This is a genomic window from Pseudoalteromonas rubra (assembly GCF_005886805.2).
GTDB lineage: Bacteria > Pseudomonadota > Gammaproteobacteria > Enterobacterales > Alteromonadaceae > Pseudoalteromonas > Pseudoalteromonas rubra_D.
The window spans coordinates 655,176-666,663 of the sequence record NZ_CP045430.1 but is presented as its reverse complement, the minus strand read 5'-3'; the positions used below and the strand labels follow the sequence as shown (position 1 = coordinate 666,663).

Genomic DNA, 11,488 nt, shown 5'->3' with positions numbered 1-11,488 from the left:
TTAAAAAACTGCCGTTTGGTAGGTCCAAATTTTCTCTGACTGAAATCGAGATTAAATCAGGTATTAATTAACACGACTGATATGAATACCGTCTGTAGAACCGGTTTGGTCTTCTCCAGTCACTTGATCTTGAAAAATAAAGTAATACTGATTCAAGTTGAGTAAGCGAGTATTGTTGGTGGTAATGGTGTAGCGGCTCGATGAGGCCGCGGCATCAGAGGTAACAACCAAAGTATTGTTACGATTATCAGCGCCAAAGACATCTCTGTCGTCCCGGGCTTTTATCGGGTAAGGGTGCGCCTGGGATTTTATAACTGAAGGTTGACCAGCATCACTGGTGATAACACTAAAGGGTTCCAGGGTGTATAATTCACCATCGTTTAAGCGTACTTGAATGGTATTGGTTGTTGAGTTGATAAAGCTTGCTGTAGCCATGTTTATGTCCTTTATATTAAATGGTCTGAGACCGTGGTTGCTTGCAATCGATAATTGCCGATTGATTAATATACTCATTTCAATAGCTAATGAAGCTGGTCGGTTCACTGCCAGGTATCAAAAGCCGTGGCCGTTTGTTGTTGAGAATATGAGAGGGTAAAGCAGCAAGTAACTTAGTCGCTTCGGTTTGAGAAAGCCTTTCAACTAAGATATCTTTGGTGCTGCCAAACTGGTCAGTTCCAACAACCCAGTCGCCATACACGTAGACACAAATCTCCAAGTTGACAGATACATTCGAGACAATGCGGTATGCTTGATAACTCTCGAACGCGGTTGAAAATATCAACAAAGTATTGTCATTACCGTTTGCCGCAAATACGTCTCTGTTTAAATGACTGGAAACTTGTGCTGACCAAGCGTAAAAAGTAAAAACCGTAGTTTGGCTTTCCCTGTCATCTGCAAGCGAGTCACCGGCCTTAATCACATGGTTTTCAAGTGCCGAATTCAAGTTAACCGAGAGCAGGTTTGGGCTTGCATTAATGATATTCGCCTTGGCCATATTACATTCGCTGTTTAAATCTCCTCGATATTGCAGGAATACGGGTGTAAAACATGAGCAGAGCTTGGATGAAAATGAGAAGAATTAATATTACATGGGCATTACGCCCATTATTTGATTTGACTCGCTGTCTGGCGAAGTAAGGCGAGAAGCAAGGCATGGGGTGCCGGTTGGTATGCGTCGTCTAAATCCCTTCTTGTCGCTAAGTATGCTTAGCTCTTCAAGTAATATACTGGATCTCAACTTGGCGCTGGGCACGCCTAAGTTGAGAACTGCGAGCACATTGGTCACCTTAAATTAACTGAATAATTAAAGTGCTAAAGGTTGACGACCTTGCTGCATGAAGTAGCAGTATCTGTGAGGTTTTGTTATCCCGTTTTTCAATCTTTAGTTGAGAGTTGTAACTGAAGGAACTCTGCACGATGTTGTTTATCGCACAGCTTGCGGCTAGCCGGATTGATCCACCGTCATATAGCCCGCTTAGGTATCGACGTCCTGTTATGTTTAGGCGGCAACTGGTTCTGTGTATCCTTCAGAATATTTGCCAATTAGGTTTCTGGTTTTGTCCTGTATACTCAGTTACTAACAACTGCGGGCAGTCAGTGTCATCCACTCAATTTGCTATCAATGATGAACCTGCTTATGTTGTTTAATTGCCCATGCAGTAAATAAACCTGCACTGATAAACATAAACAAGCTGTATATGCTTGGTGCAATAGACATCACTTCATTGCCTAATAAGCCTGTGGTCACTAACAGAGCGAGCGTACCATTTTGCAATCCGACTTCCAGTGTGATGGTGCGGGTTTGCGTGACTTGATGCAAGAACGTGCGGGCTACCAGAAACCCTGCCAGCATAGAAACGAGGTTAAGTACGATCACCGCAGGCCCTGCCAGAATTAGATAATCGACGAGCTTGTCTTCAAGCTTTATACAGATACTGATTATCACCAGCAGTAATACTGCAACAGAGAAACGACTGATATACGGACTGGCTTTTTTTGCAAATTCAGGCCATTTGGCATTGATGGCCATTCCTGCTAATACGGGGATAACTCCAACCACAATGAGTTGTAACCAGGCCTTGAGTACCGGAAACTCAAGTAAGGTGTTGTTTTGCCCGTAATAGCCGATTGCCCAGGCGGCCAGAAAGGGGAGAGTAAAAGGGGTTATAAAGCCAACAACCGCGGTTAAAGACACCGACAGGCCAACATCCCCTTTTGCTAAATAAGTGTAAAGGTTGGACGTTGTGCCACCGGGGCACAGAGCCAAAATAAATAAACCTATGGCCAGTTCGCCACTTAACCCGGTCAATGCAATGGTCGTAACAGCAAGCGCAGGGAGTAAAATAAGCTGACAGCTTGCTCCGATGAAAAAGCTCTTAGGTTGATGGTAGACGCGTTGAAAATCAGCACGTGTCAGACTCAGGCCGACGCCAGCCATGATCAGGATTAGCGCAATGGGTAAGCCTATTTCAATTAAAGCAGATGGCATGTTTTTGTCCTTGTTTTGCCTGGTTCAGCTTAATTTTAACAACGGATGTGATATGCCGTTACAGGTAATTTGTACAGGTAGGATGTGAAGGGCATATGACGACATGGCTGGGTGACAAGGATCGGCTTGTCACCCAAACAAGGCTAAAATTGATAATTGACTTTGAGGTAGCCGCGCCGTCCGACCGTGTCATAGGTAAACACATCGGTGTTGGCATCGTTCCATGACGTTAAAAAGGGGGGGCGTTTGTCAAAGAGGTTATCTATACCCAAAGATACAGAAAGTGTCTCAGACACCGAGTAACCGATTTGAGCATGATGATAAATAATGCTGGGTACCTCAGCGCCAATAGGCCCGCCACCATTTTCATCTTCTGCTTTGCCGATATAATGAATGCGATATGTGCCTTGCCACTTTTTTATGTCGAATTGGGCTGTGAGATTCGATTTCCATTTGCTAAAGCTGCCTCTGTCTGAGGTGATTTTACCCAGTAACACTTCTGTTTCTGCGCCGGCAAAAGCGGTATTGTCATGTTTCAGTAGGCGGGTGGTATCCCAGACAAATCGGAAGTCAAACGCCTGATGTGCAGAGTCGATACGAATGTTCAAATCTATCCCGGATACGTGTTCACTCGCTGCATTCATCGGGCGTTTTTCAAGCGCTGTGATTTGATGTGTAATAGGGTCTCTTGAAAAGCTGTCACAATAGGCGCTGTAGGTTGTCGGGTCGCTGTAGCAAAGGCGCAACATGTTCGAACCAGAAACAGCATTGATGGCGTTATCGACTTTAATATCGAAGTAGTCTAAAGAAGCTGACACCAGTGCATTTTGAAATACGACCCCTAACGTGATGGTATTGGCTGTTTCCGGCCCAACGCCAGGGTTACCGCCAACCCCTGTTCTGATGGTTGAGCCGTCCTGCACAAAATCATTGGGTATACCTTCAGCTGTACAGTGAACCAATATCTGACCCGTTGCACCTTCACAGGGGTCTATCGTGATGAGGTTTTCAACATTGGTGCCGCCAAATTGTTCGGTAATGGTTGGAGTTCTGAAAGCGCTGGAGCGCACACTTCTTAGTAGCCAATGTTGGTTTACACGCCAGGTTAAGCCGAGTTTATAGGTGGTTTCTGCATTAAAATATTGGTAATCGGAATAACGTAGTGCCATGTCCGTTTTTACTGACTGCGCATAGGGTAAGTCGTTTAGCAGTGGGACTGAAATCTCCAAAAATGATTCTTTCACTTCGGAGCCGCCTGCAATCGCATCCTCTTCACCATTGCTTATTGCGATGGGATCAGGATGACGCCAGCCATTTTCTTTGCGTATCGTTAAGCCGGTCGCAAATGCCAGAGTGCCCGTTTGCAGTTCCGTAATATCACCAGTTAATTCAAAATTAAGTGACTGAAGTCGATTGCCGCCTGTACCTTGGCGCTGATAGGTTACGTAGTTGATGACTTCTGGGGTAAGTTCATCAACCCCAAAGTAATCTCCGCAGGGGATGACCGCATTCAGTTTCGAGCTACAGACCTGTGCATTGAGTGTTTGGGCTACTCGGGCGTCGTCAAAGTCATGGCTCCAGCCATCTGTGCCCGTGTTTTTCCCCCAATTGTAACTGGCTTGCCACAACCAGTTATTTGACAATTCGCCTGACAAAGCAAAGGTTGTTTGGGTCGTGTTTGTTTCCTGATAAAACTTAGGATCGAGCACTTCGGTATTTCGTCGACGCTTTAAAGTAAGGTCTTGCCCGGTGGGGTTGAAGACAAATTGCGAGGATACATCAACTGGTTGAAAACTTCTGGGGGTAACGATTTGATCCGACTGGCGGTTGGCGTAAAGCACAGAAGCATTAAGCTGAACCGCCGCGGTAAGTTCATAGGAGACAAACGTTGCCAGGTTAAGGCGCTGCATAGGGCTGTATGCGTTGAGCGCTCCAAACCAGTTGTACCCATGTTTACTATTATCATAGGTTGCGTAATGGTCGCCATTTTGTCCGGCAACCTGATTAAACTGTACTTCCTGACCATCGGCTAACAGTGCCCGTCCACCTATGGTTGAACCTGATGAAATACAGACCAGTTTTCCGTCTGCTTCAGTTAACGGGCAGGGATTACGCCTGGATTGAAGCGCATTTCCGTTGTCGACGTAATTTACATTGATGGTAGCATGGCCTTTGTTGAACTGACTACCTGCGGAAAAATTCAGTTCTGCATTTTCGGTATCTTTTTTGCTACTTTGGCCAATTTTGGCTAAGAGTATTGCGCCTTCAAAGTCGGTTTTAGTTATGATATTGACAACGCCCGCAACGGCATCGGCACCATAAATTGCTGATGCCCCATCTTTTAAAATGTCAATGCGCTCGACACTTTCCATTGGGATCATATTAAGGTCCGGGCTGTCATTGGCGCCAGTTCCTCCTGCGACAATGCGTTTACCATTGAGTAAAACCAGGGTGCGCTTGATCCCCATACCACGCAGGTTAATTTGCGCTGTTGCATACCCGTTGTTGGTCCAGTACGCATTGGTAGCATTGCCAGCAGACCCTGCCGATATATTCAAGCCTTGCAGTACCTCTTCAAGGTTAGACAGGCCCGTTATAGACAGATCTTCGGCCGTTAAGGTAGTGATGGGGCTTGCCGACTCCAGTTCAATGTTTTGAATTTTAGAACCTGTGACTTCAAAGCGTTCTATATGAACAGTTTGCTGCGCAGAAGCAAAATACGAGAGACTCAAACCCATCAGCGCAACGGAAATTTTAGAATATGAAAACATAACGATGACTCTTGGAGAAATTGCCGCGAGTATAATGAACTTAAGTGAGTTTGAAATGTGGCAAATTGTCGCAGGGCTTGCCTATTCTGTAGGTTAAATTAAAAGCAATACAGTAATGAAAGTAAATAAATATGTCCGAGTGATGAACAGGCTTTTCCTAAAAGTTGATTATGATATAATCAATAAAGGTACAATCTGTTTTTCATAACGTATTTTTTAGAGTGTTTTTTTACTCAAAATGCTTTGTTTCATTTTAAAATATAGGGGAAATAAGAGAATGAAATTAGCAAGTTTCAAATTTGCCTTTGGAATTAGTCTTTTGCTTTTTAATGCCTTCGCATTCGCTGAGGGTTGGACTGTAGCAACCAGAATCACATCGGTGGGCCAATATGGCTCTAATTCAACTTTTTTCACCACTGAAGCTAACGTTAGCCAATGTGGAGATAAGAAAAAACTATTCTTTTTGACAAGTGATGCAACCGATCCTGACAAATTTTACAGCACTTTGCTGATGGCATATGCATCTGGAAAAAGAATGAAAGTGTATTTACATGATCCTGTTGTGTGTGGTCCCGAGAATGCTCAAAAAATAAATGCTGCAAACTTTTTCTATGTTTTTGATTAGTGTGTTTTACAACTAAAGTAAAAACGGCCTGTTTCTGAACAGGCCGTTTCTATATCTAGTATGTTATTGGTGCTGAAAGTTAATAGAAATCACTGTACTCAGCTATATAGATATTACTCAGACGCTTCAATTTCAAAACTATAAACAGCTGCCCCTTTTAAGAGTGAAGTATCGGTATACATATTTCCAGCCGCTCCCTTTTGAAACTCCAGTCTTAGGGCGTCAAATTCTCCAGTGAAATTCATTGCTGCCACATCCAAGTTTAGTTCAAAGCCTTCAACAGTGTCGACAGCCATATTTAGGCTTGTACCAAACTCAAAGGTGGGGATAGTTGCCTGGGGTTTACTGAGAATTTCCCATTTAACTTCGCCATTGATGGTATCGTCCCAGCGCAATGTGATGGCGACCAGGTTGATGCGATCATCAACATCGGAGAAGTCATACTCGAATAGGTTGCCATTGCTCTGCTGGGCCATAGACTGTGCAAACTGCATAAAGGCATTTTGTAAAGCCGCGTCATAAAGCAGCGGATCAGTTTCGCTGGGTTGACCGTCATCAGAAATGCTATGCACGGTGGCAGAACTGGTAAACATATCGAAGCCAGGTAAAGCTGCGCGCTCGGAAATAGAGTTGTATGCATAGCTGGTGGTTGCAAGTTCAGGAAAAATATATTTATGACGATAATTAGGACCAACTAGAAATTGCGTGCTGAGTTGCTCACTATCGTCGAATGACGCCAGGAGTACACGAGAGTTCACACTGTCTATTTGTGATAAAGGTAAGTCGACGACATTAACTCTCACACCTGGGCTATCAAATGCTTCATCCGTTAACTCGAGTGGATCTGAGCCTTCCAGGTTGAACAGACCACCACGAACATCACTGTAGTCTTCGTTACTAATATGTAGGATCGTATTTTTACTTTCAGCATCAATATATGTGCTGCCAGGTAGCGCGTCATGTAAGGCCATTTCGTCGCCTAGCAGCCCGCTGATATAGTAATCAGGTTGACTGGCAGAAAGTGCACTGAGATCAACTTCTTTTCTGGGGAAGTCACAGGTTTGCTGTCGGTCAAATTCAATGATGCCATAATCAGTGTTAGCAACATCCAGCAATGTAAATAACTGAGTTGCCATCGGTTCGTTATTCGTGCTTTTAGCGATTAGCGAAACATGATGTGTATTTTCTGGCAGAGTCTGCGCGAGTTTGCCATCTACGCCTGTTTTTGCGCTAGAGATGACCTTGCCACTGACATTATGAAAAATCACTTCTGCAACTGTCGGTGTGGTCGCGTTACTGCATGCGCTACCCAGTGTTGCTGTCACTGAAAATACAGGGGCTGGCTTGTCTGGCGTTGGTGTTGAGGTAATAATGGGTTTTGTTTGTTGTTCTTTGCTTGCAACCGAGTTATCGTTTGATGAGCCGCCACACGCCGCGAGTGTTAGTGCTGCACTGACAGCGATAAAAAGTCCTTTATACTTCATCTTATCTCCAATTTATAAACTCTTGTTTTTTGACATTTTAATATCAATTTCATTCTAACAAACTTCGCATGTACTTGTCTTGTGGACAGCATGCTTGATTTGTATTCAAAACTGATAGATTTGTTTTTTGATACCTGCGGGCAAGTCTGTGGGGGCGATAGTTGCATCAAGGCAGACTGCAGATAAGCGCTGCCTTTGTTAGTTTAAACTATTTGTGGGATTAGAAGTCGCTGCAGGGACCTGTGATCACACAAATCATCTCCTGTGCAGGGGCACAAGCCATCGAATCACCCGGAGGAGGGCAGTTACGATAAGTTCGATAGTTGCTGTTTGGTTCAATCTGGCCACCGGCCACATTGGGTGTCTGAGCCTGGTTAAGTTGCTGGGGTTGAGATAGAGATTTCAGATTCGACTCTCTTACTTGTCGTTTCATAACATTTCTTTAGTTATTGATTTAACTCGTACCCCCCAAAGATTTTCCTGTTGTGGGTACATTTAACCTGGTATCTAGAGCTGGTGTCGTCAATATGATTAATTTGTTGGCTTTTTGATTTTTTCTGCTCTTTGACTGGGTCTGGCAACAGCCCGCTCACATTGAAGCGCTGACACTGCATCCATCAGTGGTTTGAGCCGCTTAAAAGCGCTACAATTCATATTCAATATTTGCAGGCAGAGAACACCGCGTGACCGTTGATCGTCAACTTATCAGTACTTTACACACCGCATTTAACGGAATATTCCAACAATCTTTATATGCTGACAAAGTCATACAGCACCACTTATACGACAATCCCCACTGGCGTCGTGAAGACAAAGCGTATTTTGTTACAACTCTGTATGACCTCGTGCGCTTTATTCGCAAGTTAGCCTATATTAGTAATGCCAGCGAGCAAGATTTTTGGCCTGTTTGGCAGGCTTTTCAGTTACTCACTGATAAGCCGGTCCCCGATTGGCCAGAAATGCGAGACTTTTCAAAGGCTGAGCTATTAACTCGACTGAACACAGCGCCACAAGCGATTCAGCTTAGCTATCCAGACTGGCTGAATGCTTTGGGGAGCTCTCAGCTTGGCGAGCAATGGCCAGAGGTTGCTGAAGCGTTAAATCGCGCTCCGGGTTATTATATTAGAGCCAATACCTTAAAAACTTCGACAGACGCCTTGGCTAGTAAATTGGAGCGGGAACAGATCTCCTGTGAGCACGTTTCTGCTACGCTACCTGATGCGTTGGTCATTCAGGCGGTAGATAAGCTATTTAAATCCAGCGCATTCCAGGCAGGTGAGTGTGAAATGCAAGATGCAGGCTCTCAGCAAATTGCGCCGTTACTGGATGTTTCGCCAGGCATGAAAGTGGTTGATGCGTGTGCGGGGGCTGGCGGTAAAAGCTTACATCTTGCAGCCTTAATGAAGAATAAAGGCCGTCTGTTGTCGATGGACATCCATCAGCATAAGCTGGATACGCTTAAAAAGCGGGCAAAGCGTGCCGGCTGCCATATGATTGAGACGAGGGCGATTAAAAACAATAAAACCATCAAACGCCTCAAAGATAAGTTTGATCGGGTTTTACTTGATGTGCCATGCTCCGGGACCGGTGTGTTACGCCGTAACCCAGATAGCAAATGGCACCTTAGCGAGCAAAGCATTGACGATCTGATTGCGCTTCAGGCCGACCTGCTACAACGATATAGCCAGATGTGCCGTCCGGGTGGCAAACTGGTGTATGCAACCTGCTCTGTACTTCCGGTTGAAAATCAGCAACAGGTCGCACAGTTTTTAGACGCAAACCCTGACTGGACTCTACAACAGGAACTAAGTTTGCTGCCGGGGATAAATTCAGAGTTTGACGGATTTTATGGCGCCGTATTGCGCCGTAACGAACTACCACAAGATTAAAATAGGACAAAAACATATGAATCCCATTATTGCTTTACTCAAAGAGCACAACATCAGTGATGAAAAAATAAATGAGGTATTTCAGGCGCTGACTGAAAATCCGCTGATGGCTATGGCCGTTGTTCAGCAGCTTAATATTCCAGCTGAAAAACTACAGCAGCTGATGGCTTTAGTGATGCAGAACCCGGGACTGATTAAAGAAGCGGTTCAGGAGTTGGGTCTTGACTACGATAAAGTCGAGCAGGCAAAAGCGCAGCTTAAACAGTAAATCACATCACTTATACTCGTTGGCCGGGGATTCGGACCGGCCATTTGTTTCCTCGCTTATTTAAACTACCTATCAGACAAACTCACTTCCTTTGACTAAACTAGATACTATTCGCTTGGTAGCACTTATTTTAGAGAAGGACACTGAATGCTCTCCAGCAAAACACTCGAACACGATTCCCCTATGGTCTTTGTGCTGTTTATGGCCATCGCCTGTTTGTTTTTTTTCTTTCGACCCGAATTCATGCCGCCTGTACAGCAGAGTAGTGCGTCGAATGAGGTACTTTTTCCGAAAAACCTTAAGTCGTATCTCAGTGATCCTAATGCCAAGGCTGTATTGGGGATTGATGTGTCACACTATCAGGGCACTGTTGATTGGCAGAAAGTTTCGCAAGCAGGTGTGCAGTTCGTTTATATCAAGGCCACCGATGGCATGACCTATCGAGACCCACAATTCTATGCTCATTTTAGAGGGGCAAAGTCAGCGGGCTTGCAAGTGGGGGCATATCACTTCTTTGAATCGGACGATGACCCCACTAAGCAGGTCGATAACTTTATGGCAACCCTACAGGGGCTGGAATTGACACTGATGCCCATGCTGGATGTGGAGATCACCAGTAATCGTACACCGCAACAGATCAGCAATGGGGTTGCGCAGTTTATGGAAGCCGTGAAGCAGCGAACAGGGTGTGAAACCATTTTGTATAGTTATGGCGATTTTTGGCAAGAGAACTTATCGGCCCAGTTCGCTAACCAACCTTTTTGGCTGGCTGATTATGCTGACAGCCCCGATGTCCCTCAGCAGGCACATGCCTGGTGGTTATGGCAATATTCAGATTCTGCCCAAGTTGCAGGTGTGCGCACTTCGGTTGATATGGATGTGGTGATAGCGGGAGAGCCGGGGCTAAATGCTTTGAAGTGCACAAGTATGGGAGCAAAATCATGAACTTTGCGAAACAGCTTTGGCAACACGAGCACACGGTGATGCGGGCTCTGCTACTACTGGTGGTGGTTATTTTTTTTACCCTTGCGGTGATCCATTATCATGACTGGCAGCATCAACCGGATGCCGTATACCTGAGCAATCAGGCATACCTGCATCATGTTGAAGCGCAGGCCCTGGACGATTTGTTTTATCTGGCAGAGATTAACGGGCTACTCAAAGTGGTGGAAAGCAGCCAGGTGGGCGTGTCATTTATTGCCGAGTTTAAGGTTGATGTCGGTAACATGATTACGACAGTGACACATTACCTGCAGCAAGGCATTAATCTGAACCTTGCCTCATTGGTTGCTGTAGAGATACTGTCGTTGCTTAGTGAGGCTGCACATGTCATTGCTATGCCGCTACTGATTGTCACGCTATGTGGCGCGATGGTTTGGTTATGCGCTGAGTTATTTGCTTTGCCTGTGGTGCTATGTGCTGTTTTTAAACGGATATGTGAAGGACTATTGTTGGCTTTTGTATTGCTACATCTGATGTTGCCTTATGCTATTCATATTAGTGGTGCCATTAGTCAGTCTGTGAGTGCCAGCTATAAAACCACGGGTCGTACAGCGTTGTTGCAATATCATCAGGATGTCACACATGGACAGAATAAAGCGTCATTAAAAGACAAAGCGGAGTCGAGCATTCATGAACTGGAAAAAGTATCACCTAAGCATGTCAGGTATCAGCAGAACGCTTTGTCGCATTATTTAGTGAGTACACTGGCGGTGAATCTGTTTGACTTGATCTTAATGCCGTTATTGCTTGTTTGGGGGTTCTTTCGCATAGTGAAGGGACTTTACCTGCATGCACAGGAAACTTACCGGATAACAAAAAGAAGTGATACCAATTTGCTTAATTAAGTGTTCTATTTTGAGGCGAGAAAATATAGTCGATAACACCGCTCCCGCGTCCTGCTATCGCTGAGGCACCTACATCCCTATAGGCGAGGCAAAAATTTTGCTATTTAGTTGCTCTA

General features: G+C 44.9%; 11 protein-coding genes. 5 read left to right on the top strand and 6 right to left on the bottom strand.

Annotated features, from left to right (window positions below; genetic code table 11):
• Positions 1 to 63: 63 nt before the first annotated feature.
• From CWC22_RS21960 to CWC22_RS21945, 4 genes are all read right to left on the bottom strand, one after another.
• Complete coding sequence (locus CWC22_RS21960; RefSeq protein WP_125557867.1) at positions 64 to 435, bottom strand: hypothetical protein; 372 nt, start codon at positions 433 to 435, stop codon at positions 64 to 66.
• A 79-nt stretch (positions 436 to 514) separates the two neighbouring features.
• A complete protein-coding gene (locus tag CWC22_RS21955; RefSeq protein WP_138539173.1) occupies positions 515 to 994 on the bottom strand; it encodes a hypothetical protein in 480 nt (159 codons plus the stop codon).
• Positions 995 to 1,618: 624 nt separating this feature from the next.
• A complete protein-coding gene (locus tag CWC22_RS21950; RefSeq protein WP_138539172.1) occupies positions 1,619 to 2,488 on the bottom strand; it encodes a bile acid:sodium symporter family protein in 870 nt (289 codons plus the stop codon).
• Positions 2,489 to 2,631: 143 nt separating this feature from the next.
• On the bottom strand, positions 2,632 to 5,259 hold the full coding sequence (locus CWC22_RS21945) for a TonB-dependent receptor domain-containing protein (protein ID WP_138539171.1): 2,628 nt from the start codon (positions 5,257 to 5,259) through the stop codon (positions 2,632 to 2,634).
• A gap of 277 nt (positions 5,260 to 5,536) precedes the next feature.
• Between CWC22_RS21945 and CWC22_RS21940 the strand changes: the two genes are divergently transcribed.
• Positions 5,537 to 5,884, top strand: a complete 348-nt coding sequence (locus CWC22_RS21940; protein WP_125557859.1) for a hypothetical protein — start codon at positions 5,537 to 5,539, stop codon at positions 5,882 to 5,884.
• 113 nt (positions 5,885 to 5,997) lie between these two features.
• Here the strand turns inward: CWC22_RS21940 and CWC22_RS21935 are convergent, their stop codons facing one another.
• Together CWC22_RS21935 and CWC22_RS21930 are read right to left on the bottom strand one after the other, a co-directional pair.
• Positions 5,998 to 7,368 (bottom strand): hypothetical protein, encoded by a 1,371-nt coding sequence (locus CWC22_RS21935; protein WP_138539170.1) that lies wholly within the window; start codon positions 7,366 to 7,368, stop codon positions 5,998 to 6,000.
• 220 nt (positions 7,369 to 7,588) lie between these two features.
• Positions 7,589 to 7,801, bottom strand: coding sequence for a hypothetical protein (locus CWC22_RS21930; protein ID WP_138539169.1), 213 nt, complete (start codon positions 7,799 to 7,801; stop codon positions 7,589 to 7,591).
• Positions 7,802 to 8,051: 250 nt separating this feature from the next.
• On the opposite strand from CWC22_RS21930, the gene CWC22_RS21925 reads away from it, so the two are divergent.
• The 4 genes from CWC22_RS21925 (at position 8,052) to CWC22_RS21910 (ending at position 11,372) form a co-directional block, all read left to right on the top strand.
• Positions 8,052 to 9,257, top strand: coding sequence for an RsmB/NOP family class I SAM-dependent RNA methyltransferase (locus CWC22_RS21925; protein ID WP_138539168.1), 1,206 nt, complete (start codon positions 8,052 to 8,054; stop codon positions 9,255 to 9,257).
• A 16-nt stretch (positions 9,258 to 9,273) separates the two neighbouring features.
• Positions 9,274 to 9,525, top strand: a complete 252-nt coding sequence (locus CWC22_RS21920; RefSeq protein ID WP_049865270.1) for a DUF2999 family protein — start codon at positions 9,274 to 9,276, stop codon at positions 9,523 to 9,525.
• 147 nt (positions 9,526 to 9,672) lie between these two features.
• Complete coding sequence (locus CWC22_RS21915) at positions 9,673 to 10,470, top strand: glycoside hydrolase family 25 protein (protein WP_138539167.1); 798 nt, start codon at positions 9,673 to 9,675, stop codon at positions 10,468 to 10,470.
• On the top strand, positions 10,467 to 11,372 hold the full coding sequence (locus CWC22_RS21910; protein ID WP_138539166.1) for a hypothetical protein: 906 nt from the start codon (positions 10,467 to 10,469) through the stop codon (positions 11,370 to 11,372). Before CWC22_RS21915 ends, CWC22_RS21910 begins: the two co-directional genes overlap by 4 nt.
• The last annotated feature ends 116 nt before the right edge of the window (positions 11,373 to 11,488 follow it).

Excerpts from the sequence above, each read along its gene's own strand:
- CWC22_RS21920 (WP_049865270.1), top strand. The coding sequence starts at position 9,274 with ATGAATCCCATTATTGCTTTACTCAAAGAGCACAACATCAGTGATGAA.
- CWC22_RS21950 (WP_138539172.1), bottom strand. The coding sequence starts at position 2,488 with ATGCCATCTGCTTTAATTGAAATAGGCTTACCCATTGCGCTAATCCTG.
- CWC22_RS21955 (WP_138539173.1), bottom strand. The coding sequence starts at position 994 with ATGGCCAAGGCGAATATCATTAATGCAAGCCCAAACCTGCTCTCGGTT.
- CWC22_RS21915 (WP_138539167.1), top strand. The coding sequence starts at position 9,673 with ATGCTCTCCAGCAAAACACTCGAACACGATTCCCCTATGGTCTTTGTG.
- CWC22_RS21910 (WP_138539166.1), top strand. The coding sequence starts at position 10,467 with ATGAACTTTGCGAAACAGCTTTGGCAACACGAGCACACGGTGATGCGG.
- CWC22_RS21960 (WP_125557867.1), bottom strand. The coding sequence starts at position 435 with ATGGCTACAGCAAGCTTTATCAACTCAACAACCAATACCATTCAAGTA.
- CWC22_RS21945 (WP_138539171.1), bottom strand. The coding sequence starts at position 5,259 with ATGTTTTCATATTCTAAAATTTCCGTTGCGCTGATGGGTTTGAGTCTC.
- CWC22_RS21940 (WP_125557859.1), top strand. The coding sequence starts at position 5,537 with ATGAAATTAGCAAGTTTCAAATTTGCCTTTGGAATTAGTCTTTTGCTT.
- CWC22_RS21930 (WP_138539169.1), bottom strand. The coding sequence starts at position 7,801 with ATGAAACGACAAGTAAGAGAGTCGAATCTGAAATCTCTATCTCAACCC.
- CWC22_RS21935 (WP_138539170.1), bottom strand. The coding sequence starts at position 7,368 with ATGAAGTATAAAGGACTTTTTATCGCTGTCAGTGCAGCACTAACACTC.